This is a genomic window from Parafrankia colletiae (assembly GCF_001854655.1).
GTDB classification, from domain to species: domain Bacteria; phylum Actinomycetota; class Actinomycetes; order Frankiales; family Frankiaceae; genus Parafrankia; species Parafrankia colletiae.
Genome location: NZ_MBLM01000152.1, coordinates 183,294 through 206,308 on the forward strand (window position 1 = coordinate 183,294; position 23,015 = coordinate 206,308).

The 23,015-nt window shown below is 73.8% G+C and carries 23 protein-coding genes; 11 read left to right on the forward strand and 12 right to left on the reverse strand.

Translation table 11 applies throughout. From position 1 onward, the window contains the following. Positions 1–233 precede the first annotated feature (233 nt). A complete protein-coding gene (gabT, locus tag CC117_RS27625; protein ID WP_084132893.1) occupies positions 234–1,649 on the reverse strand; it encodes a 4-aminobutyrate--2-oxoglutarate transaminase in 1,416 nt (471 codons plus the stop codon). 350 nt (positions 1,650–1,999) lie between these two features. Here gabT and CC117_RS27630 point away from each other — a divergent pair, with 350 nt between their 5' ends. Continuing rightward, entirely contained in the window at positions 2,000–3,433 is a 1,434-nt protein-coding gene (locus CC117_RS27630; RefSeq protein ID WP_071089213.1) for an aldehyde dehydrogenase family protein, read from the forward strand. Between the two features lie 31 nt (positions 3,434–3,464). Here the strand turns inward: CC117_RS27630 and CC117_RS27635 are convergent, their stop codons facing one another. After that, complete coding sequence (locus CC117_RS27635) at positions 3,465–4,193, reverse strand: suppressor of fused domain protein (protein WP_071089215.1); 729 nt, start codon at positions 4,191–4,193, stop codon at positions 3,465–3,467. 63 nt (positions 4,194–4,256) lie between these two features. Here CC117_RS27635 and CC117_RS27640 point away from each other — a divergent pair, with 63 nt between their 5' ends. The 3 genes from CC117_RS27640 (at position 4,257) to CC117_RS27650 (ending at position 7,935) form a co-directional block, all read left to right on the forward strand. Then, a complete protein-coding gene (locus CC117_RS27640; RefSeq protein ID WP_071089217.1) occupies positions 4,257–5,711 on the forward strand; it encodes a TerD family protein in 1,455 nt (484 codons plus the stop codon). Between the two features lie 230 nt (positions 5,712–5,941). Then, positions 5,942–7,312 (forward strand): magnesium transporter MgtE N-terminal domain-containing protein, encoded by a 1,371-nt coding sequence (locus CC117_RS27645; RefSeq protein ID WP_071089219.1) that lies wholly within the window; start codon positions 5,942–5,944, stop codon positions 7,310–7,312. After that, positions 7,309–7,935 carry a DUF1003 domain-containing protein gene (locus tag CC117_RS27650; protein WP_071089221.1) on the forward strand — a complete coding sequence of 209 codons (627 nt, stop codon included), beginning with the start codon at positions 7,309–7,311 and terminating at the stop codon, positions 7,933–7,935. The genes CC117_RS27645 and CC117_RS27650 overlap by 4 nt, the downstream gene beginning before the upstream one ends. Positions 7,936–7,971: 36 nt before the next feature. Here CC117_RS27650 and CC117_RS27655 read toward each other — a convergent pair whose 3' ends face one another. Beyond that, positions 7,972–8,313, reverse strand: coding sequence for a chorismate mutase (locus CC117_RS27655; protein ID WP_071089223.1), 342 nt, complete (start codon positions 8,311–8,313; stop codon positions 7,972–7,974). Between the two features lie 332 nt (positions 8,314–8,645). Here CC117_RS27655 and CC117_RS27660 point away from each other — a divergent pair, with 332 nt between their 5' ends. Both CC117_RS27660 and CC117_RS27665 read left to right on the forward strand, forming a co-directional pair. Then, positions 8,646–9,476 (forward strand): RecB family exonuclease, encoded by an 831-nt coding sequence (locus tag CC117_RS27660; RefSeq protein ID WP_071089225.1) that lies wholly within the window; start codon positions 8,646–8,648, stop codon positions 9,474–9,476. 167 nt (positions 9,477–9,643) lie between these two features. Next, on the forward strand, positions 9,644–9,871 hold the full coding sequence (locus CC117_RS27665) for a DUF397 domain-containing protein (protein WP_071089227.1): 228 nt from the start codon (positions 9,644–9,646) through the stop codon (positions 9,869–9,871). A gap of 202 nt (positions 9,872–10,073) precedes the next feature. Here CC117_RS27665 and CC117_RS35360 read toward each other — a convergent pair whose 3' ends face one another. Next, positions 10,074–10,295, reverse strand: a complete 222-nt coding sequence (locus tag CC117_RS35360; RefSeq protein WP_084132894.1) for a DUF397 domain-containing protein — start codon at positions 10,293–10,295, stop codon at positions 10,074–10,076. Next, positions 10,267–11,166, reverse strand: a complete 900-nt coding sequence (locus CC117_RS27670; protein WP_071089229.1) for a helix-turn-helix domain-containing protein — start codon at positions 11,164–11,166, stop codon at positions 10,267–10,269. The genes CC117_RS35360 and CC117_RS27670 overlap by 29 nt, the downstream gene beginning before the upstream one ends. Positions 11,167–11,508: 342 nt before the next feature. Here CC117_RS27670 and CC117_RS37635 point away from each other — a divergent pair, with 342 nt between their 5' ends. Beyond that, positions 11,509–12,246: a hypothetical protein gene (locus CC117_RS37635; RefSeq protein WP_198542002.1), complete on the forward strand. Its 738-nt coding sequence runs from the start codon at positions 11,509–11,511 to the stop codon at positions 12,244–12,246. A gap of 1 nt (position 12,247) precedes the next feature. Here CC117_RS37635 and CC117_RS27680 read toward each other — a convergent pair whose 3' ends face one another. After that, entirely contained in the window at positions 12,248–13,018 is a 771-nt protein-coding gene (locus CC117_RS27680) for a hypothetical protein (RefSeq protein WP_071089232.1), read from the reverse strand. 180 nt (positions 13,019–13,198) lie between these two features. On the opposite strand from CC117_RS27680, the gene CC117_RS27685 reads away from it, so the two are divergent. Next, positions 13,199–13,615, forward strand: a complete 417-nt coding sequence (locus tag CC117_RS27685) for an antibiotic biosynthesis monooxygenase family protein (RefSeq protein WP_071089234.1) — start codon at positions 13,199–13,201, stop codon at positions 13,613–13,615. 129 nt (positions 13,616–13,744) lie between these two features. On the opposite strand, the gene CC117_RS27690 is transcribed toward CC117_RS27685, so the two are convergent. Further along, complete coding sequence (locus CC117_RS27690; RefSeq protein ID WP_071089236.1) at positions 13,745–14,836, reverse strand: hemolysin family protein; 1,092 nt, start codon at positions 14,834–14,836, stop codon at positions 13,745–13,747. Beyond that, positions 14,833–16,326 carry a hemolysin family protein gene (locus tag CC117_RS27695; RefSeq protein WP_071089238.1) on the reverse strand — a complete coding sequence of 498 codons (1,494 nt, stop codon included), beginning with the start codon at positions 16,324–16,326 and terminating at the stop codon, positions 14,833–14,835. The genes CC117_RS27690 and CC117_RS27695 overlap by 4 nt, the downstream gene beginning before the upstream one ends. 239 nt (positions 16,327–16,565) lie before the next feature. Here CC117_RS27695 and CC117_RS27700 point away from each other — a divergent pair, with 239 nt between their 5' ends. Together CC117_RS27700 and CC117_RS27705 are read left to right on the forward strand one after the other, a co-directional pair. Further along, on the forward strand, positions 16,566–17,480 hold the full coding sequence (locus tag CC117_RS27700; RefSeq protein ID WP_071089240.1) for a ParA family protein: 915 nt from the start codon (positions 16,566–16,568) through the stop codon (positions 17,478–17,480). Next, on the forward strand, positions 17,477–17,965 hold the full coding sequence (locus tag CC117_RS27705; RefSeq protein WP_071089242.1) for a hypothetical protein: 489 nt from the start codon (positions 17,477–17,479) through the stop codon (positions 17,963–17,965). Before CC117_RS27700 ends, CC117_RS27705 begins: the two co-directional genes overlap by 4 nt. A 51-nt stretch (positions 17,966–18,016) precedes the next feature. Here CC117_RS27705 and CC117_RS27710 read toward each other — a convergent pair whose 3' ends face one another. Beyond that, complete coding sequence (locus CC117_RS27710; RefSeq protein WP_071089562.1) at positions 18,017–19,759, reverse strand: DEAD/DEAH box helicase; 1,743 nt, start codon at positions 19,757–19,759, stop codon at positions 18,017–18,019. 682 nt (positions 19,760–20,441) lie between these two features. Here CC117_RS27710 and CC117_RS27715 point away from each other — a divergent pair. Further along, positions 20,442–21,203 (forward strand): ferritin-like fold-containing protein, encoded by a 762-nt coding sequence (locus tag CC117_RS27715; protein ID WP_071089566.1) that lies wholly within the window; start codon positions 20,442–20,444, stop codon positions 21,201–21,203. Between the two features lie 113 nt (positions 21,204–21,316). On the opposite strand, the gene CC117_RS27720 is transcribed toward CC117_RS27715, so the two are convergent. The 3 genes from CC117_RS27720 to CC117_RS27730 all read right to left on the reverse strand — a co-directional run bounded on the left by CC117_RS27720 (position 21,317) and on the right by CC117_RS27730 (position 22,782). Then, the gene (locus CC117_RS27720) at positions 21,317–21,544 is read right to left on the reverse strand and encodes a DUF3107 domain-containing protein (RefSeq protein ID WP_071089244.1); all 228 of its coding nucleotides are present in this window, start codon (positions 21,542–21,544) and stop codon (positions 21,317–21,319) included. 194 nt (positions 21,545–21,738) lie between these two features. Then, positions 21,739–22,404: a TetR/AcrR family transcriptional regulator gene (locus CC117_RS27725; RefSeq protein WP_407673592.1), complete on the reverse strand. Its 666-nt coding sequence runs from the start codon at positions 22,402–22,404 to the stop codon at positions 21,739–21,741. Between the two features lie 165 nt (positions 22,405–22,569). After that, positions 22,570–22,782, reverse strand: a complete 213-nt coding sequence (locus tag CC117_RS27730) for a hypothetical protein (RefSeq protein ID WP_071089246.1) — start codon at positions 22,780–22,782, stop codon at positions 22,570–22,572. Positions 22,783–23,015 lie beyond the last annotated feature (233 nt).

Here is a 23,015-nt window from a genome sequence, read left to right on the forward strand (position 1 = left end):
GCGACGCGCTGACGAGGACGTCTACAGGCAGGAGCGCGTCTACAGGCAGGAGCGCGTCGACGGGCAGGAGCGCGTCAACTGACAGAACGGGAACCACGGGCATCCTCCGCCTCCATGTACAGGTGGGCGGAGGTTTGATGCCCACCGAGGCGGGTTCCGACTCCTTCGCGCGGGACTTGTCCACCTCGGCGCCAGATGTCGGACGGGCCCGTGACTCTGCGGCGCGGCGGCGGTCAGGTGCCGTAGCGGTGGCGCGCGATGTCGGCGACGACCTCCTCCAGGACGTCCAGGCCCTCGACAAGCAGGTGTTCCGGGATGACGAGCGGGGGGAGCAGACGCAGCACGTTCCCCCAGGTACCGGCGGTGAGCAGGACCAGGCCGCGTCGGTGTGCCTCGGCCGCGCAGGCCACCGTCACCGCCCGGTCGGGCCGGGGTGCCGTCTGCCCGGCGGGGGGTGGCTCGTCGGCGACGAGTTCGAGCGCGAGCATCGCCCCGCGGCCGCGGACGTCCCCGACGAAGGGGTACCGGCCGCGCAGTGCCCGCAGGCGCGGCATCGCGATCCGCTCGATCAGGCGGGCGCGGGCGGCGAGGTCCTCGCGCTCCAGCGTGGCGATCGCGCCGAGCGCGGCGGCGCAGGAGAGCGGGTTGCCGCCGTAGGTCCCGCCCAGGCCGCCGACCTGCGGCGCGTCCATCACCTCGGCGCGGCCGGTGACGGCGGCGAGCGGCAGGCCGCCGGCGATGCCCTTTCCGGTGACGATCAGGTCGGGCACGATCTCTTCGTGCTCGCAGGCGAACAGGTGGCCGGTGCGGCCGAACCCGGTCTGCACCTCGTCGGCGACGAGGACGATTCCGGCCGAGGCGCAGAACTCCGCGAGCGCCGGCAGGAAGCCGGCGCCGGGGACGATGAACCCGCCCTCGCCCTGGATCGGCTCGATGACGACGGCCGCGACGTTCTCCGCGCCGATCTCCGCGCGGATCGCGTCGATCACCTGCCCGGCGGCCTGCTGGCCGCAGCCCACCGGACCACCGGGCCAGCGGTACGGGTAGGCCATCGGCATCCGGTAGATCTCCGGTGCGAACGGACCGAAGCCCGCCTTGTAGGGCGTCGACCTCGCGGTCAGGGCCATGGTGAGGTTGGTGCGACCGTGGTAGGCGTGTGCGAACGCCACGACGGCGGATCGCCCGGTGTAAGCGCGGGCGATCTTCACCGCGTTCTCGACCGCCTCGGCACCCGAGTTGAACAGCACGGAGCGCTTCTCGTGCCCGCCCGGCGTCAGCCGGGTGAGCTCCTCGCAGACGGCGACGTACCCCTCGTAGGGGGTCACCATGAAGCAGGTGTGGGTGAAGCGGCGGGCCTGGTCGGTGACGTTGTGGACCACGCTGTCGGCGCTGTTGCCGACGTTGGTCACCGCGATGCCGGAACCGAAGTCGATCAGCGAGTTGCCGTCGACGTCCACCAGCACGCCGCCGCCGGCGGCCGTCACGTAGACGGGAAGCGTCTCGCCGACGCCGCGGGCCACCGCCTGCGAGCGGCGCCGGGCCAGCGCTGTCGAGCCCGGCCCCGGGACGGCCGTGACCAGTCGCCGGACCTGCGGAAGCCCCGGACCGCCGTGTGGCGGCCGCAGGGCCGTGTATGTCCCGCTCCGCACTGGGCCTCTCCTCCTGGCGGCTCCGTCCGGCGGCGCCGGCTGTGCCTGTCTCGGACCGACGCCCACTTCGGAGAGGAGTCGATCGGGTGCCGAGTGTAAGCGGCTGGCTGGTGAGTGTGCCGAGTAACGGTTCCAGGGGCTCCCGACGCGCCCGTGAACTGCGACCCCACACCGTGCACCCGCTGTGGCCGGTGTGTGGGAGTTGGAGTCCCATCGATCGCGAGGAGGAGGATGTCAGTTGTTGTCGCGCGGATTCCGACGGGTGGGGAATCCGCCATGTCCGGAGATGGTGTCCGGCCGGGCCCCCGCGCGTCCACCCGTCCTGGTGGTGAGGAGAAGGTGGTCGTGTCATGACCGGGTTCTGGGTGGCCGGCCGGCGGCGTGGGTCCGCGGAGACCTTCGAGGTGCGGAGCCCGTTCGACGGCCGGCTGGTCGCGACGGTGGCGCGCCCGGCGGAGTCCGACGTCGAGGACGCCCTGGCCGCGGCAGCCGGCGCCGCGCGCGCCTGCGCGGCGCTGCCCGCCCACGTGCGGGCCGGCGCGCTGAGCAGCGTCTCCCGGGAGATCGCCCGCCGCGGGGACGAGATCGCCGCCCTGATCACCAGCGAGTCCGGGAAACCGATCACCTGGGCGCGGGCCGAGGTCGCCCGGGCGTCGTCGACCTTCCGCTGGGGCGCCGAGGAGGCCCGCCGTTTCGCCGGTGAGGTCGACCGGCTCGACACCGACCCGACCGGTGAGGGACGCATCGCCCTCACCCGGCGCTTTCCGATCGGGCCGGTGCTGGGCATCGCGCCGTTCAGCTTCCCGTTGCACCTCGTCGCTCACAAGGTCGCGCCCGCCATCGCCGCGGGCGCGCCGATCGTCGTGAAGCCCGCGCCGCGTACCCCGCTGTCCGCCCTGCTGCTCGGCGAGCTGCTCGCCGGGACCGACCTGCCGGAAGGGTCCTGGTCGGTCCTGCCCGTCAGCGACGACCAGATGCCCGCCCTGGTGGCCGACCCACGGCTGCCGGTGGTGTCGTTCACCGGGTCGGCGCGGGTCGGCTGGGCGATCCGGGACGCCGTCCCGCGCAAGCACGTCGTCCTTGAGCTCGGCGGGAACGCGGCCGTGCTGGTCGCGGCGGACTACTCGAGCCCGGCGGACCTGCGGCACGCAGCGCGGCGGATCGCCCTGTTCTCGAACTACCAGGCCGGCCAGTCGTGCATCGCCGTGCAGCGGGTGTTCGTCGACCGCAGCCTGTACGAGCCGGTCCGGGACGAGATCGTCGCCGCCGTCGCCGAGCTGCGCGGCGGCGACCCCGCCGATCCCGCCACCGACGTCGGCCCACTGATCGACGCGGCCGCCGCGGAGCGGGTCGGGGCCTGGGTGCGGGAGGCGGTGGCGCGCGGTGCCACCGTGCTGTGCGGCGGTATCGCGAAGGGCACCGCCTTCGCGCCGACCGTGCTGACCGGCGTGCCGCGCGACGCGACCGTGGCCAGCGAGGAGGTGTTCGGGCCGGTGCTCGTGCTCGAACCCGTCGACGGCCTGGACGACGGGCTGGCCCGGGTCAATGACAGCTCCTACGGCCTGCAGGCCGGCGTCTTCACCCGCGACCTCGGGACGGCCTTCCGCGCCCACCGGGCGCTCGACGTCGGCGGTGTGATCATCGGGGACGTCCCCTCCTACCGCGCCGACCAGATGCCCTACGGCGGGGTGAAGGGCTCCGGGCTGGGCCGGGAGGGCGTCGGCGCAGCGATGGCGGACCTGACAGTGGAGCGGGTGATGGTGCTCGCCGGCGTCGAGCTCTGACTGGCCCGCGCCCCTGCCGGGCCCACGGCGGTCAGCTCAGCGGGGCCTCCGCCCGGTCGGGGTCGCGCAGGTCGGTGCCGACGTCCAGCCAGCGCTGGTGCATCGCGGTGGCGCCGTGTACGCGCTTGTACGCCGCCTCGTTCGGGGTCATTGGGAGCAGTGGCAGGAAGTGGACCGGAGCCGGCCCGGGGGCCGCCGAGCCTGGGGCCGCGGGGTCTGGGGTCGTGGGGTCTGGGGTCGTGGGGCCGGAGCCGTTGCCAGCCGCGGCCGGGCGAGCTGACGCGAGCGGCAGGTCGGGCACCAGGCCGCCGGGCTCGCCGACCAGAACGGCGGTGAACCGGGCGCCGTCCCACAACGGCTCGCCGAGGTCGAGGCCGGCGCCGGCAACCACCGGCCGGCCCTCGACCACCGGCACCGAGGCGAGGACGGCCAGCGCCCGCGCCGCGCCGTCCCGCCGGCCGCGCAGCGACAGGACGAGCTCGGCCCGTGGCCCGGCCGGGTCGCGCACCGTGGCCTCGGCGGGTGTCATCGGCTCCCGCGCCATCCCGAGGGTCACATAGCGGACCACGCCATCGGGGTCCGGGCCGAAGCGGAGCACCTCGATCGGGTCCGCCCCGAGGAAGGTGAGGCTCGCCCGCCCGCTGTCCGGGCCGAACCAGCCGACGAGGTGCCCCTCGACGCGCCGCAGGACGTCGCCGCCGCTGGGCGGGTGCCCCGGGCGGTCAGGGCTGTCATGCTCCGGATCGTCGGTTGCGCTCATAGCGGTCGATCGTAGGATCGCGACGCCGCACCTGTTCGTTGTGACGGCGGATGGGAGGGTCAGATGGCACAGATGCTCAGCAAGGGTGCGAACGCCGCACTGCCGACGACCGAGGTGCGGGTCGAGGTCTCCTCGTCGACCCCGCTGGACATCGCCGCGCTGCTGGTCACTCCGTCCGGCAAGGTGCGCGATGACGCCGACTTCGTCTTCTTCAACCAGCCGGCCGGGCCCGGGGTGCGTCTCGCACCGCCGTCCGCGCTGGAGTTCACGCTCACCGCGGTGCCGTCCGACATCGACAAGGTGGTCGTGACCGGCAGCCTGGACGGAAGCGGCCCGCTGACGTTCGCCGGTGTCCGTGGTCTCGCGGTGGCCGTCCGGGACGGCCGCGGCCAGGAGATCGCCCGTTTCGACCCCGCCGGCCTGAGCACCGAGACGGCGCTGGTGCTCGTCGAGCTGTACCGCCGCGCCGGGTCCTGGAAGGTCCGCGCCGTCGGGCAGGGGTACGCGTCCGGGCTCGCGGGCATCGCCACCGACTTCGGGATCGCCGTCGACGACCCGGGCACCGCCAGCAGCGGCTCCGCGCAGTCAGGCCCRCCGCCGGCCCCGTCCGCCCCACCCGCGGCGCCGCCGCCCGTCCCGTCGCACTACGACGCCCCGACCCAGGTCGTGCAGCCGCCGCCCGGTGGTCAGCAGTGGGGTCCGCCACCTCCGCCACCCGGCGGTGGTCAGCAGTGGGGTCCGCCGCCGGCACCGCCGGCCGGGCAGCCGTGGGGCCCGCCCGCGGGCCAGCAGTGGGGCCCGCCGCCGGCTCCCGGCCAGTGGGGCCCGCCGCCCGCGGGGCCGCCCGGTGGTCAGCAGTGGGGTCCGCCGCCTCCGCCGCCCGGCGGGGGCCAGCAGTGGGGCGCGCCCGTCGGCGGGCCGCCGCCCGGCGCCGCCGGCCGGATCAACCTCGACAAGGGCCGGGTCTCGCTGCGCAAGGGCCAGAGCGTGTCGCTGGTCAAGACCGGCGCCCCGCCCCTGGCCCGGGTCCGGATGGGCCTCGGCTGGGATCCCGCGCAGCACGGGAAGTCCATCGACCTCGACGCGTCGTGCATCCTGTTCGACCAGCGGGGCAAGGACGTCGACAAGGTCTGGTTCATGTCGAAGAAGGGCGCCCGTGGCGCCGTCCGCCACTCCGGGGACAACCTCACCGGCAGGGGCGAGGGCGACGACGAGACCATCTTCGTCGACCTGGGCGCGCTGCCGCCCACCGTCGTGAGCCTGATCTTCACCGTGAACAGCTTCCAGGGGCAGTCGTTCACCGACATCCGCAACGCCTTCTGCCGGCTGATCGACGATCAGACCGGCCAGGAGCTGGTGCGGTTCGACCTGTCCGAGTCGAAGCCGGCGACCGGCCTGGTGATGTGCCGGCTGCAGCGGGAGCCTGGGGCGCCCACCTGGGCGATGACCGCGATCGGCGAGTTCCACGACGGGCGCACCGTGCGCGCGATGGTCGGCCCGGCCAAGCAGTACCTCTAGGCCACCTCCGGTACGGCCGCGGCGCGGCAGCCGACGGGCGCGGCCGCCGACGGGCGCGGCCGGATGTGATGCGCGCGGTCTCGCGTCCCGGCGTGTTGTGGACGGGCGGCGCGAGGGTAGCCTCCGGCCGTGACCCCTGCGCCTCCGGCACCGTCGCGCGCGGCGCCGGCCCCGGTTTCCCCCGCCCCTGACGGCCGCCTGGCCGGTGCACGCCTCGCGGGAGGGCGGCGGTGACAGCGCGGCAGGGCCCCTCCAGGGTCTACTGCCGGCGCCTCGCCGGGCTGCTGGTCCTGGACCCGAACGGCGACCAGGTCGGCCGGGTCCACGACGTGATCGTCACGCTGCGGCTGGGCCACGAGCCCCCGCGGGTCCTCGGCCTGGCCGTGGAGGTCCAGCGGCGCCCCATCTTCGTGCCGATCTCCCGGGTCACCGGCGTCGAGTCCGGCGCCGTGGTGCTCTCCTCGGCGCGGCTGAGCTGGCGCCGTTTCGCGCAGCGCCCGAACGAGACCCGGGTGCTCGCCGAGCTGCTCGACCGCCGGGTCACCCTGCTGCCGCCGAGGGCGGAGCCGTCCGCGGACGGCACCGCCCCGCAGGGGCGCGAGGTGACCGTCGTCGACGCCGCGATCGAGCCGACCCGGAGCGGGGACTGGCTCCTCGACCAGGTCGCGGTGCGGGTCGGCAAGGGGCGCCGTGGCGAGGTCCGGACCGTCGGCTGGGACGAGGTCACCGGCTTCACGCTGCCGGAGGAGGGCCAGGGCGCGGCGAACCTGCTGGCCGCCTTCGAGCGGCTGCGCCCCGCCGACCTGGCGTCACTGCTGCACCATCTGTCGAGCAAACGGCGCGCGGAGGTCGCGGCCGCGCTCGACGACGAGCGGCTGGCGGACGTCCTGGAGGAGCTGCCCGAAGAGGAGCAGGTGGAGCTGCTCGGTGGCCTTGCCGCGGAGCGGGCCGCCGACGTGTTGGAGGCGATGGGCCCGGACGATGCCGCCGACCTGCTGGGTGAGCTGCCCACCGACGAGGCCGAGCGGCTGTTGCGCCTGATGGAGCCCGAGGAGGCGGCGCCGGTGCGCCGCCTGCTGGTCTACGCCGACGACACCGCCGGCGGCATGATGACCAGTGAGCCGGTGGTGCTGGCCCCGAACGCCACGGTCGCCGAGGCCCTGGCGCGGGTGCGTGAACCCGAGCTCTCCCCGGCGCTCGCCGCCCAGGTGTATGTGGTGCGCCCGCCGTACGAGACGCCGACCGGGCGTTACCTGGGGCTCGCGCACTTCCAGCGGCTGCTGCGGGAGCCGCCCAGCACGCTGGTCGGCGGCGTCATCGACGTCGACATCACCCCGCTGCGCCCGGACACCCCGCTGCCTGAGGTGACACGTCACCTGGCCTCGTACAACCTTGTCGCGGCGCCCGTCCTCGACGACGCGGGACGCCTGGTGGGGGTGGTGACCGTGGACGACGTGCTGGACCACCTGCTCCCCTCCGACTGGAGGGAAGGCCAGCTCGCCTCGGACGTCGTGAACCGGACCGGGCCGGGCGCGCCGCGGGCGGCCGTCGGCGCCCCACCGACCGGCGTGTCACCGGCCGGCGATCCGACGGGCTCGTGACCAGACTGCTGCGCAGGCGCGGCGAGCGTCTCGACCAGCCGCGTCCGTCGCGCCGGGCCCATCTGCGGCCCAGCTACGAGCCGGAGACGTTCGGTCGTGCCGCCGAGCGGATCGCGCGGTTCCTCGGCACCGCCCGCTTCATCGCCGCGCAGACGGTCGTGGTCGTGGTGTGGGTCGTCTACAACATCGTCGCGCCGCCGCCGGCGCGCTTCGACAACTACCCGTTCATCTTCCTGACCCTCGCCCTGTCACTGCAGGCGGCATACGCGGCGCCGCTCATCCTGCTGGCGCAGAACCGGCAGGATGACCGGGACCGCGCGAACCTCGCGCAGGACAGGGAGACCTCGGTGCGCCTCCAGGACGACACCGGGTACCTGGCGCGGGAACTGGCCGCGATGCGGGTCTCCATCGGCGAGCTGGCCAGCCGGGACTTCCTGCGCTCCGAGCTGAAGGCTCTGCTCGCAGACCTCGACAGCGCGAACTCCGACGCGGGTGCCGGGGCTCGCGGGGAGCGGGCGCGCAGGGACCGGCGGGAACGCCGCCAGCGTCCGGAGGAGACGGCGGCCCCGCGCAGCGGTGTCAGTGGCCCGGCCAGGTCCGGCAGATCCCGCAGGCCGGACTGACCTGGCAGCTGGCGAGCCTGCGGGAGGCCGAGGGGCCTACGGGAGGTTGCCGCGGCAGAGGGTCAGCACGGCGAGCGCGATCTCGGCTCCCCGGGGGCCGAGCTCGTCCGCCCACGAGGAGATGATCGCGTTCTCGCGCCCGTGCTGTACCCGCGGCCCGCCGGCCTCGGCCCGCAGGGCCTGTACCTGGCGGGACAGCTCCTTGCGGGTGCTCACCAGCGCGCGCAGCCTGGCGTCGATGTCATCGATGAGGTGTCGACCCTCGTCGATGGAGGAGATGGTCGGCACGGCGGCGGGCGCGGYGGCCGTCTCGGGCTCGGCAGGCGCGGCATCGCCGGCCGCGGCGGCGGAGCTGGAGGCGTCGACGACGTTCGTCACGGTGGGGGCCCTTCGGTAGGGCTCGGCGTTACCCGCGCCACGAAGGGCCCGGGGGTTGCCGGGCTGTGGTCTGGCGCGGAGCCGCGTGGGATCAGCGGCAGTGCGGGGACCGTACCCGGCCCCCATAAAACGTTCGCGGTGGACGAGGGCCGACCCGACCGGCCACCGGCCGCCCGCGCCCGGCCCGTGGTGCGGTCCCGGTCGGCAGCGCCGTCACGCGCGCCTGAGATCCACCGAACCGCATGGACCGAGCATGCCAGGCGGGGTTCGCGCCGTCCAGAAGGTATGTATGTGAGACCTGGCGCGAGTCACGGCGATGAGATGATCGGCTGATGGACCAGATGGAACTGGCCGGGATGCCCCGTCGGCTGTTCTCCTGCACCCCGTCCCGCCTGGCGGCGTTCGAGGACTGCCCGCGGAAGTACCGGATGATCTACCTGGATCGGCCGGCCCCACCCAAGGGCCCGCCGTGGGCGCACACGTCCCTGGGTATCAGCGTGCACAACACGCTGCACCGCTGGTGGGAGGTGCCACTTCCGGCCCGCACGCCGGAGCGCGCCGGCTCCCTGCTGCGGACGGCCTGGATCGAGGACGGCTTCCGCGACAGCGCACAGTCCGCGGCCTGGCGGGAGCGCGCAGCCGCGATGGTGGAGGGGTACACCGCCGGTCTCGACCCGGCGRCCGAGCCGCGCGCGGTCGAGCGCCAGGTGGCGACCCGGACAGAGCAGCTGGCCTTCCACGGCCGCGTCGACCGCCTCGACGAGCGCGGCGGTGAGCTCGTTGTGGTCGACTACAAGACGGGCCGGCGCCCCCTCGACAACGCCGACGCCCGCGGCTCGTCCGCGCTGGCCCTGTACGCGCTCGCTGCCGGGCGGATGCTGCGCACCCCGTGCCGCCGGGTGGAGCTGCACCATCTGCCGACCGGGTCGGTCGCAGCCGCCGAGCACACCGAGGAGTCGCTGGCCCGTCATGTGCGGCGCGCCGAGTCCGTGGCGCGGGACATCACCGAGGCGACCGACCGGCTGCGGGCCGGCGCCGACCGCGACGTGGCCTTCCCGCCCCGGCCCGGCACGCTGTGTTCCTGGTGCGACTTCCGGCGGCACTGCCCGCAGGGGCGGGAGGTCACACCCGACCGCGAGCCCTGGGCCGGGCTGGGCGAGTGACCGGGTGGCAGGTTGATGCCGGCGAGTGACGCGCCGATGCTCCTACCCGGTGTCAGGTGCCGCGCCTTCTACCCTTGTCCATAGGGGTGACGCGGTCCGGGGCGTGTCGCTCGCCGCCCGGTGGCTGGGTCCAGATGTCCGTTTCAGACAGGTCAGGGGCTGTTCCGGTGCCGCGCAAGTTCGATCTCTCCCATCGCGACCTCGCCACCGCGTCGTGGCGTTCGGCACGTCCGGAGGGCGATGAGCCCAACCGCGTGGAGGTGGCGCGGATCCCTGGCGGCATGGCGATGCGGGACTCCGACCGGCCGGTCGGCCCTGTCCTGCTGTTCACCGACGCGGAGTGGGACGACTTCATCGCCGGACTCGCCGACGGCGAGTTCGACCTGACGATCTGACGGCAGCAGGTTCCGGGGCCTCGGGCGCCTCGGAGGCGTCGTCGGCGTCGTGGCCAGTGCCGACGCCGGCACAGGTGGCTGCGGTCTGCGTCGGTGGCTGCGGCCTGCGTCGAGGAGCCGTGCCTCGCCGCCGGCCGATCGCGGCCCTCGGGAGGCACCGCGATGAGCCGGACGGCGGGCTGATCAGTCCCGGCTGGCTCCGTCAGGCCAGGTCGCCGGCGCGGATGGCGCTGACGAACGACGACCACGACCGCTCGGAGAACTCAAGAGTGCCTCCGGTGCGGTCCTTGGAGTCGCGAACGTACGCGGAACCCGTTCCGGGTGCCCATTCGACACAGTTCCCGCGCGGCTGGCTGTGGCTGCTCGTCCTCCAGTGGAGAGACTCGAAGCCACCCTTACCGCCGCTGGCCGTGTATGCCTTCACCCTGTTTCACCTTCTCGACTATGCGCATGATCATGGCACCTGCCTCGTCAGGACCGAGAGAGCAGGCCCGCAGTTTCTCGAACGCGACCTTATAGCGGCGCACCTCGTGCGCCTTTTCCAGGTAGACCGCGCCGGAGAGAGCTTCCAGATAGACCACGGGCTGGTCCCGCGTGTCGGGGAACTCGAAAAGAGTAAACGGAAAGCCCTGGGCCGGGTAGCCGCCGGCCTGGAACGGGATCACCTGGATGATGACGCGCCCACGGGCCGCCTCCGCGAGCAGGTGTTCCAGCTGCCCGCGCAGGACGTCCGGCCCGCCCACCGGCCGGCGCAGGACCGCCTCGTCGAGGAGCGCGTGGACCAGCGGCCGGCCGCTCTGACCGCGCCGCTTCTGCCGCTCCCGCTTGAGCGCCACCGTGCGCTCGGCGTCGGTCGGTGAGCCGTCCCGGTCGAAGTCCAGTGCGAGGGCGCGTGCGTACTCCTCGGTCTGCAGCAGCCCGGGGACCAGCACGGACTCGTAGGTGAGGATGGTGTCGGCGTCGCCCTCCAAGCCGATCAGAGTCTCCAGCCACTCCGGAACCGCATCCCCGAACGACTGCCACCAGCCCTGCTCCTTCGACTGGCGCACCAGGTCCAGCAGGGTCTCCCGTTCGGGAGTGTCGTGGAGCCCGTAGAGGTCGAGCAGGTCGCGAACATCGCGGATGCGTGCCGGGGTCCGCCCGGTCTCGACCCGGCTGATCTTCGACGGCGAGCATTCCAGGTGGCGTGCGGCGTCGTCCGCGGACAGGCCGGCCTGCTCGCGTAGCCGGCGGAGCTCGGCGCCGAGCCGCCGGCGGCGCACTGTGGGACTTCCCCCGATGGTGAGCTCGGACATGGTGCCTCTCTGTGGCTGTTTTCGTGGGTGCTTTGCGCGTCATCCCTGCGCGCGGCTGTTGCCCGGCCGGGGCATACACCTGGCCGGAACACCCCGTGTCGCGGTGTTTTCGACGGTGCCGGCRCATACCCGCGGGACGCACGTCGAACGGAGCTGAGCACACCAAACGGGGAGCGGTCTCCGCCGCCGTGGGGTTACCACGAGTTTGTGTCAGTTTAAATAGTTTGCTGAATATAACGGTTTGCATGCCAATGTAGCCTGAGGGTCATGATCTCAGCATAAGTTGCCAGAGCCTTGGAACAATGGATGCACAATCATGGTGAATGCATGTGCGCCGATCACATGGCCCGTCTGACACTGAGTGTCCGGTATCTTGCTTTTGGTGGCCAGGTTGGCCCGCCTCTCGGGGCGTCGTCGCTGGTGGACGGGGTGATCGTGATGGAGGGCTGGGTAGGCGCCCACGCGGCGGGGGCGACCGGATCGAGGTCCAGCGGATTCGTCGGATCGGTGTTCGCGGGTCCTGACGGGCCCCTCGGGGTGCGTTCGGCGGGTGTCCCGCGAGCCGCGGGTCCAGCGCACACCGCGGGTCCAGCGCACACCGCGGGCGCCGCCGGGCCGGTGGGCCGGGCCGGGTCGGCTGGCGCAGCCGGTGCGGCCCGGGCCCGGCTGGCTGAGGCGGGGGGAACCGCTGGGGCGGTGGGCGGCGGCCGGGGCGGTGCCGAGATCGACCGCTCGGTCGCCGAGGCCTGCCACTACCAGGTGTTCGACGGGGACGACCAGTTCGTGGGCGTCTTCGAGAGCTGGGACGCCGCCCACGCCTGGGGGCACCGCCGGGCCGCCGAACCCGGGGCGCGGCTTCCCCTCCGCATCGAGGACCACCTCGACGGCCGCACCTGGACCGTCGAGCCTGGCCTGTGCCAGCTCTCGGTCTGGCGCCGCCAGCCCGAGCCGCCGCCGGTGTACGTCACCGCCGCCGCCGAGGCTGCCGCGGCTGCCGGGCCGGCTTCGGCGCCCGCGCAGCCCGCGGTGGAGGTGACGCCGAATCCGGAAGCTCCGGGTCCCCGGCGGCGGCCGGGCTGATTCAGGCCTGGCCGGCGGGGACGGGCAGCGGGTAACCGGCGCGGGACGCGCGGTCGTGTCCTCGGCGTATCTCCTTGGCGAGCGCCTTCAGGTAGCGCCGGCTGGCAGCCCGCCCGTCCGACCTCGAGACCAGTCCGCCTCGCCCAGGAAGGCCCGCGAGCCGCCCGGCGCCGCACACCATCACCGAACGGGGCGGGAGCAGGTACCGCCCCCGTACGTACTCGCCGATCCACCGTCCCTGCGGCCCGGCCAGCTCGGGATCGGGTGAGACCCGGAACACGCCCTCCAGCTCGGGGTGGAAGACACCACCGAAGAAACCACCGGCTCCGCGGACGAGCTCGGGCGGCGGTGGCGGTCCAGCCGGGGTGTCCCAGCGCACCGGCCCGATGGCGGCGGGCCGGCCGACCAGCACAACCGCGTCCTGATCGGGCAGCTGCTCCGGCCCGTGCTGCGGTGCGCCACCCAGCACGGTGWAGGGGCGGCGTCCGCCGGGCCCGGCGCGCAGTACGAGCGGCTCCGGCAGCACAGTGAGCCGGTCGACGAGGCCGAACTCACCAAGCTCCCGGGCTGCCGCGCGGGCTGCCAGGCCGGCGCCACCCGCGACCACGGCGATCGCGTCCAGTCCGCTGTCGACGAGGGAGACGAGCGCGGCCGCCCCGGCGTAACCGAGTGCCTGCGGCTCCGCGCTCGCGCGGGACGGGCCCTGGGAAGACGGGGCCTGGGAAACAACGCCGGCCTCGATGAGCACGGCGAGGCGGGGGAGACGGGACACGTCCGCCGACTGTAGTGACCACTGCCGGCGGTGGTGGCGGGGCCTCCCGGGCACCGGCGGAGACGCGGGTCTCCCGCACGTGTCGCCACCGCCGCCGGCGCGGTCTCCAGCCCGACAGGCATGGGACGGTCGTGGGGCCGGCACCGCCGCGGCGTGCCGCCGCGCACTACCGTTGCGGATATGAGTGTCGTGAAGATCAATGTCCTGACGGTTCCCCCGGCGATGCGGGAGACGTTGGAGTCGCGGTTCGCCGGCCGCGCCGGGATGGTGGAGAAGGCCGACGGGTTCGAGTGGTTCGAGCTCCTGCGGCCCCTGGAGGGAACCGACACCTACCTCGTCTACACCCGTTGGCGCAGCGAGGAGGACTTCCAGAAGTGGCAGTCCTCGATGGCCTTCAGCGAGGGGCACCGGGCCGCGGGCGCCGAGGCCGCGCCTGGGGCCCACGGCCATCCCGGCGGAGCGCCCACAGGCGCCCCGGCCGGAAACGGTGCCTCGGGCGGTCACGGCGGCCAGCCGGGCCACGGCGGGCCGGCCGCAAGCGGGGCCACCCTGTGGTCGTTCGAGGTCGTCCAGAGCGCCGCGCCGGCCGCGGGCTGACCAGGCACGACGGGTTGTACCCGATCCACACCGTCCGGGTCGCGCTCGTCTGAGCGGCCGGGCTCGCCTGCTCCGCGGGCCCGGCCGGGACGGCGGTCGCGGGCCGAACCCGGAGCCGGAGGTGGGTTCTCACTGCCAGGGGCCGGCGGCGTCGGCGGTGTCGGCGTCGGCGGTGTCCGCGGCGTCGGCATCGCGATGGCTCGCGTCCTCGACCTCACCGACGAACTCCTCCACGACGTCCTCCATCGCCACGACGCCGAGAGTGGCGCCGGTCGCGTCCACGGCGCGGCCGAGATGGCTTCTCGTCCGCTGCATGAGCCGCAGCACCTCGTCGAGGTTCAGGTCCACGGGTATCCGCGCCATCGGGCGCAGGCGGCGAGGCGGCAGCGGCTCGTCCCGGGCCTCCGCCGGAATCCCCAGGACGTCCTTCGCGTGCAGGAAGCCGGCCAGCTCGGCGTCGGCACGGACCGGGAAGCGGGAGAACCCGGTTTCGGCCACCATCCGCTCCAGCTCGGTGGCCGTCACCGTCCACGGGACGGTCACGGTGTCCGCGAGCGGCACCATCACCGAGCGGGCGGTGCGGCCGGACAGTTCCAGGGCGTGTGTGAGGAGCTCGTGCTCGCCCGGGTGCAGCAGGCCCTCCTGCCGGGACTGCCCGATCAGCGCCCCCAGTTCCTGCGGGGTGTAGGCGGAGGCCAGCTCGTCCTGCGGATCGACGCGCAGCAGCCGCAGGATCGTGTTCGCGAAGGCGTTCAGAAACATGATGAACGGGCGCGTGACGCGAGCGAACGCGAACAGGGGCGGGCCCAGCCAGAGCGCGGCGCGCTCCGGCCCGGCGATGGAGAGGTTCTTCGGGACCATCTCGCCGAGGACCATGTGCAGCGAGACGACGATGAGCAGGGCGATCGCGAACGCGATCACATGCTGGGCGTCGGACGGAACGTGGGCGGCGTCCAGGCCCGACTCCAGCAGGTGGGCCATCGCCGGCTCGGCGACGGAGCCCAGCGCCAGCGAGCACACGGTGATGCCGAGCTGAGTGGCGGCGAGCATGGGGGAGAGGTGCTCCATGTGCGCCAGGACGGCGGCCGCGCGCTTGTCGCCGCTGTCGACGAGCGGTTCGACGCGGTCACGGCGCGCCGAGATCAGCGCGAACTCGGCCCCGACGAAGAAGGCGTTCCCGGCGAGCAGGAGCAGCCCGGCGGCGAGGGCCAGCAGGTTCATCGGTGGTCCGCCCGGCCCGCGGCGGTCGCGGCAGTCGCGGCGGTCGGCGCGGCGACGAGGCGGACGCGGTCGATGCGGCGGCCGTCGACCGCGACGACGACGAGCTCGTTGTGGTCCACGACCGCGACGTCCTGCGGCTTCCCGAGGCGGCCGAGCCGGGCCAGGACGAGGCCGCCGACGGTCTCGTACGGGCCGTCGGGCAGGCTGATGCCGGTCTCCTCCCGCACCTCGTCCAGGCGCAGCAGGCCGGACAGCAGCCACTGGCCGGCGGAGAGGGCCACCACGTCCGGCGACGCCGGCCGATCGTGCTCGTCGTCGACCTCGCCGACCAGTTCCTCGACGAGATCCTCCATGGTCACGATGCCGTCCATCCCGCCGTACTCGTCGATCACGACGGCGAGCTGGAGGCCGCCGCGCCGCAGGCGGTGCAGCAGGACCTCGCAGTGCAGCGACGCGGGGACCAGAAGTGGYTCGACCATGAACTCCGCGACGCCGCGTCGGGGGCGTTCCGCCGGGGGCRCCCGGAACGCGTCCTTGACGTGGACAACACCGATCACGTCGTAGGCGTCTCCGTCGTTCCTGCTGTCGCCGGCGTTGGCGTCGTCGCCGGCCGCGTCGTCGCCGTGCGCCCCGGCAGACCCGCCCGTGCTCGTGGTCTCGCTGGTGGCTGCGGGTGTGCCCGCCGAGGCCAGCCCGCCGCGGGGGGTGGTGCCCCGCCCGGCGCGCAGGACGGGGAAGCGGGACAGGCCGGTCCGCTCGGCGAGCCCGAGCAGCTCCGTGAGGGACGTGTCGGCGTGGACGAACACGGTCCGCATCCGGGGAGTCATGACGTCCGAGGCGCGGCGGTCACCGAACCGCAGTGATCTGCTCAGCAGGGAGGCTGTCGTGACCGGGAGCGTCCCGTGCTCGGCGGACGACGCCACGATCGATCCCAGCTCCTCGGAGGAACGACCGGTGCGCAGCTCGTCCTGCGGCTCGACGCCCACTGCCCTCACCAGCACGTTCGCGGCCCCGTTGAGCAGGCTGATCAGGGGCCGGAACACCCGGGAGAACAGCACCTGCGCCGGCGCGACCGCCCGGGCGACCCGTACCGGCTCGGAGATCGCCCAGTTCTTCGGGACCAGCTCGCCGAAGACCATCTGCGTCACGGTCGCCAGCACCAGGGCCAGGGCGATGGCGACGAGCCCGCTCGGTGCCGTCGGCAGCCCGATCGCCTCCAGCGGCGGCCGCAGCAGGGTGGCGATGGCTGGCTCGGCGAGATAGCCGACGGCAAGGGACGTCGCTGTGATACCCAGCTGGGCGCCGGAGAGCTGGAACGACAGCGACCGTACCGCCCCCAGCACGACGCCGGCGCGGCGCTCGCCCGCCTCGGCGTCCTCGGCGACCTGGTGCGGCTCGACGGCCACCAGCGCGAACTCGGCCGCGACGAACAGTGCGTTGCCGGCGATCAGGAGCACGGCCACGAGCAGATAGCCGGCGGCCTCAAGCATGCTGATGGCTCCCTCTGGTCGGCCTGGCGGGTGTGCGCTGTGCGCGCTGCCCCGGAAGGGCCCTGCCCCCCGGTAGCGCCCGGAACACGGCTCGCGGCACCAATGCTCCGGAGATCTCACGAAAGGCACCCTTGGCGCGTCCCCGCTTGGGCGGGTTCGTCCCCACGGTTGTCGCCTGCGCAAGACTCGGTCACACATAGTGTTGTGGTCAGGCTGTTCCAGTTGCCACACTGGTCGGTGTGGCCCGGGTCCTCGCTGTAGCCAACCAGAAGGGTGGCGTGGCCAAGACCACGTCGGTGGCGAGCCTCGGCGCCGCGTTGAGCGAGCTCGGCCAGCGTGTCCTGCTGGTGGACCTCGACCCGCAGGCGTGCCTGACCTTCTCCCTCGGCCTCGACCCCGACGCGCTGGAACTCTCCGTCCATGACGTGCTCCTCGGTCGGCTGCCCGCCGGGATCGTCACCCGCCCGACGCCCGACGGCGCCGATCTGCTGCCCGCCACCATCGAGCTGGCCGGCTGCGAGGCGATTCTGCTTTCCCGCACCGGGCGGGAGCACGTGCTTCGCCTCGCCCTCGACGAGGTCGCCGACCAGTACGACTTCGTCCTCGTCGACTGCCCCCCGTCGCTCGGCGTCCTGACCATCAACGGGCTGACGGCCGCGGACGAGGTCGTCATCCCGCTGCAGTGCGAGACGCTCTCCCACCGCGGGGTCGGGCAGCTGCTCGACACGGTCGCGGACGTCCAGCGGCTGACGAACCCGCGGCTGCGGGTCCGTGGGGTCCTGCCCACCCTGTTCGACGCGCGTACCGCGCACAGCCGCGCCGTCGTGCTGGACGTCGCCACGCGCTACGAGGTCACGATCCTCGAGCCGCCGATCGCCCGGTCGGTGCGTTTCGCCGAGGCACCCGGTCTGGGCCGCTCGATCCTCACCACCGCGTCCCGTTCGAAAGGGGCGGAGGCGTACCGGGCGCATGCCCGCGCCATCGCCGGACAGGGCTCCGGCACCGGCGCCGCTCCTGGCACCGGTCCTGGCACCGGTCCTGGCCGGGGCGGGCCGCCGCGGTTGCCCGATGTGCGGCTACCGGTGCCCCCCATGGCCCGCCCGCCCGCGCGGACTGTCGGGCCGGACGCCGCCGTGTCCGGCGCGCCGGTATGAACCCGCGCGCGTCGGCAGGCTTCGAGCGCCTGCGCCCGCGGGGGACGGCGGGGGGTATCCGCAGCGCGTCCGGGCAGGACACCGGCCGTGCCCGCACGGACGGGACGGCGAGTGGAACCGGGCGGGGCGGCGCCGGGCGGGGCGGGGCCGGCATCCCCGCATCCAGGCCCGTGCCGCTGCGGGAGCGGGTCGTCGAAATGCCGGCGACCGACAGTGCCCACGGGCGCGGGGCCTCGATCGGCCGTGACGCGCACGGCAAGCGAGCCCTCTACAGCGGGGTACGGCCGCCCGGGAACCGGCGGCCGACACTCGCCATCGCCTGTTCCCGCTGCGGTCGCAGCAGCGCGGTCGGCCTGTGGAGAGCGCTCCTGGTACTCACCCCGAGCATGCACCTGCCGTTGCCGCTGCGACACCCGTCGCTCCTGCGCTGCCCGGCCTGCGGACGGGCCAGCTGGGTGCGGCTTGCGCTGCGCACCAGGCCCTGACATGCCGCAGGGCCCCGGACATCACCGGGGCCCTGCGGTTTCGTGCGGGTGTCAGGCGGATTCGGCCCGGGGGGCGTGGTCGTCGGCGTCGGAACCGACGTCGCCGTCGCTGCCCGGCTCCGAGCCGGTGTCGCGAACGGTGACGGAGCCGGTGCCGCGCCCGCGCCCGCCGCGGCGTCGGCGGCGCCGGCGGGCCGGCTCGGCGGACGGATCGGTGGAGGCGAGGTCGAGACCGTCCTCGTCCGCCTCCGCGGACCCGGTGTCGTGCCGCACGGTCGTCTCGCTGCCCAGCACATGGACCTCGGCGACGGAACCGTCGGTGACGCCACCGGCCGGAGCGCCGGCCAGATCCGTCACGTCGGCGTCGGGACCGGCGTCCACGCTCGGGTCGCCGGGCGCCCCGTCGGCTCCGGCCACGCTGAGCCCGCTCGCCGCGGCGGCAGCGCCGGCACCGCGGGTGCGCTGGCGTACGCGGGTGCGCGCCGCGGGACGGACCGGCTGCTCCTCGGTGCCGCGCTCGCGGGTGCGCTGCCGGCTGCCGCGCCGGCCACCGCCGCCGAGGTCCTCGACCTCCTCGGCGGCGAGCCCGGCCCGGGTGCGGGCGGCGTGCGGCAGCGTGCCCTTCACCTCGGCCGGGATCCCCAGCAGCTCGAACAGGTGCGCCGAGGTGGAGTAGGTCTCCAGCGGCTCCTCGAACGGCAGCGCCAGCGCGCGGTTCACCAGCGTCCACCGGGGGAGGTCGTCCCAGTCCACGAAGGTGATCGCGACGCCGCTGCCGCCAGCCCGGCCGGTGCGGCCGATGCGGTGCAGGTAGACGTTCTCGTCCTCGGGGCACTGGTAGTTCACGACGTGGGTGACGCCACCGATGTCGATGCCGCGGGCGGCGACGTCGGTGGCGACGAGCACGTCGACCTTGCCGGCGCGGAAGGCGCGCAGGGCCTGCTCACGCTGGCCCTGGCCGAGATCGCCGTGGACGGCGGCGGCGGCGAAGCCGCGCCGGGCCAGGTCCTCGGCCACCTTGTCCGCCGTGCGGCGGGTGCGGACGAAGACCATGGCGAGGCCACGGTCCGCCGCCTGGAGGAGGCGGGCCAGCACCTCCATCTTGTCCAGCGCGTGGGCGCGGAAGACGTGCTGCTGGGTGTTCGGGACGGTCCTGCCCTCGTCCGGCTGCTCGGCGCGGACGTGCACCGGCCGGGTCATGAACCGGCGGGCCAGCGAGATGACCGGGCCGGGCATCGTCGCGGAGAACAACATCGTGTGCCGGTCGGCCGGCAGGAACGCGATGATGCGCTCGACGTCCGGCAGGAAGCCGAGGTCGAGCATCTCGTCGGCCTCGTCGAGGATCAGGGTGCGGACCTCGCTGAGGTCGAGCACCTTCTGCCGGGCCAGGTCGAGCAGCCGGCCCGGCGTGCCGACGACGATGTCGACGCCGGCACGCAGCGCGCTGAGCTGCGGCTCGTAGGCACGGCCGCCGTACACCGCCAGCACCCGCAGCGCGCGGCCGAGGCCGGCGCGGGCGATGTCCGCGGTGACCTGCACGCACAGCTCACGGGTGGGAACGACGACGAGGGCCTGCGGACGCCCGGTCGCACCCTCGTCCTTGGCCGTGGCGACCTGGACGACGGGGATACCGAAGGCGAGGGTCTTGCCGGTGCCGGTGYGCGCCTGCCCGATGATGTCGGTACGGGCGAGAGCCAGCGGGAGAGTCAGCGCCTGGATGGCGAACGGCCGGAGGATGCCGACCTCGGCGAGTGCCGCAACGGTCTCCGCGCGAACGCCGATCTCGGCGAACAGCGGGGCCTCCTGCGGAGCCTGCTCCGGGGCCTGGTCTGTCAGGCCGGCCGGGGACTCGCTGACGGCTTCGGTGGGGCTGGTGGTTTCAGTGTCGGTCGATGGTGTGTCTGTGACGGACAGCGGGACACTCCTGGTCTGCTCTGAGCGGTGTCCGTTCGCTGAACCCGCTCGCGATTCGCCGCGCGGCGCCAGCGGCCCGATTCCCCGGGGCGGCGTCAGTCGATCAGCGGCCTGTTGGCTGGGTGGTGTGATGACCACCGGCTGAGCCCAGGATAACCCGTGTCCCGCCCCGAGTGGGTGTGATATTGCAAGGTTCCCGGCTTCGTTGGCCCACGAAGTCGTTGCCGGGCAGGCCCGACGGCCGCCGGATTTCGTGGTTGTGGGTGCCCCGCGGCACGGCTTCCGCCGTCGCCGACCCGTCCGGCAACGGTCGCTGACATCTCTCGGACACCACTCCGACCGGCCCCCGATCAGGCCCGATCGACTCCTGGTCGGCCCTGCGCCGACGTCTGGTCGACTCCTGGTCGACGTCTGGATCGACGTCTGGATCGACGTCTGGATCGGCGTCTGGTCGACGCCCGGGCGACTCCTGGCGGCCACCGGCATCCGCAGGCCACGGACCCGGGGCGCCGCCGCGGACAGACGCGACGGGCGGAGCACCTGGAGGTGCCAGAATCACGCTGTGGCGCAGACTTCGCAGACCCGCACCGGATCCGTTCCCACCGACGCGAACGCCGGGACGAACGCCGGCACTCGTGCCGCCGCGCCCACGGCCGACGCCGCCGGAGAGCCCGTCATACCTGAAGCGGCGGACCCCGCCCTCGTCGACCTGCTGGGTCTGCTGGCGTTCGGTGAGCTGACCGCCTTCGAGCGGATGGCGACGGACGCCCGGATGGCCCCGGCCCTGGCCGACAAGATCGCACTGGGCCGGATGGCGGCGGCCGAGTTCGCGCATTTCGAGGCCATCGAGCGGGAACTGACCCGGCTCGGCGTGGACATGGAGCAGGCGATGACGCCGTTCGTGCCCGCGCTGACGGCCTTCCACAACCTGACGGCCCCGTCGGACTGGCTGGAAAGCCTCGTCAAGGCCTACGTGGGCGACAGCATCGCGGCGGACTTCTACCGGGAGATCGCCGGCCGGCTCGAGCCGGGCCCGCAGGCACTGGTCCTGAGCGTGCTCGCCGACGCCGGCCACGCGGCCTTCGCCGTCGACCGGGTGCGCGCCGCCATCGACAGCAACCCGGCGGTCGCCGGCCGCCTCGCGCTGTGGGCGCGCCGTCTGGTCGGCGAGGCGCTGACGCAGGCCCAGCGGGTCGCGGTCGACCGGGACGCGCTGACGAGCCTGCTCGCCGGGGTCGGTGACCTGGAGCAGATCGCCGCCATCTTCAACCGCATCATGGCCGCGCACGGCCGGCGGATGTCCGCCCTCGGCCTCTCCGCCTGAGCTCCGGGCTCGGATGTGCTCCGGCTCCGGGCCTGACCGGGTGTGCTCCGGCCGGGTGTGTCCGGCTGACCGCGGCCAGCGTCACGGCGGCGGCCAGCCGGCTCATGCCGCTGTCAGGCGGTGCCGAAACCGACCCGGCGAGACTCGGACTCGGCGATCTCGACGTAGGCGAGCGCGTCGACCGGGACGACGACCCGGCGCCCCTTCTCGTCCACGAGGGTGAGAAGTCCGGTCTTGCCGCCGACCGCCTCGTCGATCAGCGCGGCGACCGCCTCCGGTGACTGGCTGCTCTCCAGTACCAGCTCGCGACCGACCTGCTTGATCCCGATCTTGACCTCCACTCGATGACCTCCGCGTGGTCGAGTTTGCTGGGGCGCGTGCCGACGGTGACGGCTGCCTCCGTCGGACGATCAGCGCCCACACTATGGCCTTCCGGCCCCGGGACGGGCCCGCGGGACCGCTGTTCGCTCCCGGCACACGCCGATGCCACCGCCACCAGGCGGATCGGTACCGGGGACCAGGGCTGTGACCGGCGCTACGCGCTCTCGGCGGGGGGCACCTGACGGGGGTACCCGGCGATCCCGCGCCAGGCCAGCTCCACCAGCTGCTCCACGGCGCGCTCCTTCGATATCGCGGCACCGCGCAGCAGCCACCAGCGTGCCCCCGACTCGGCCTGGCCGACCAGCCCGACCGCGAGCAGGTCGGCCTCGTCCTGGCCGAGGCCGGTGTCCGCGACGATGGTGGCGGCGATGGCACGCACACACTGGGCGAAGTTGTCCTCGACCCGCTGCCGCACGGCGGGCTCACTGCGCAGGTCGGACTCCAGGACGAGCTGGTGCGCGCCGCTCGGGTCGCTGACGAAGTCGAAGTACGCCCGGACCGACCGCTCGACGCGCACGTGGTTGTCGGACGTCGAGGCGAGCGCCGCCCGCACGGCCGAGATCAGCCGCTCCGAGTGCTCGTCCAGCAGCGCCAGATAGAGGTCGAGCTTGCCGGGGAAGTGCTGGTAGAGGACGGGCTTGCTGACGCCGGCCCGCTCGGCGATCTCGTCCATCGCCGCCGCGTGGTAGCCCTGGGCGACGAAGACCTCCCTGGCCGCGCCCAGGAGCTGGAAGCGCCGGGCGGTACGAGGCAGCCGGGGCGTCCTACCCGGGCGCGACGGCGACGCCGCAGGTCCGGGCGTCACAGGTTCGGCTGTCACCCGCGCACCTCCTGGCAGATCACCGGCGTCCGTCGAACACACGCGGGCCGTCGGTGCGCAGCCACGTCGACATCGTGCCAACACTACCCGCGCCCGGGCCTCGATCCTCCCGTTGCCCACCACTGCGCCCGGACCACCCGGCTCCCCCCGCTCCGTCGGCCCGGTCTACCGGTATTCCTCCTCGTCGTCCTGCTCGACCACGAGGCGCTGTTCGGCCGCGTCGAACTCGTCGGCCTCGGCTGCGTCGCCGCCGGTGCCGGGCGAGGTGTCGGCGGCCTGGCCCTCGCCCTCCCCGGCGGACGGCGGGCGCAGGTCCCGGGACTGCTCGGCGGCGTCCGCGTCCGGGACGTCCAGCAGCCGCTCGGTCGATGACCCCATCGCGTCGCTCCCTCATCGCTCGTCGGTGGACTCGTCCGTGGCCTTGTCGGTGGCCTTGTCCGTGGCCTGTCGGTGACGTTGTCGGTGGCGTTTGCGCGGCCCAGCTGGCCACCGTTTGGCCGCCAGTCCCCGATACCCGCCGTCGGCGACGCCGATACACGGGTCGACCCGTCGACTTTCCCATGGGTGTCCGGTGGGACATCATTGTGTTGATGTGACGTGAGGGGCGGGGC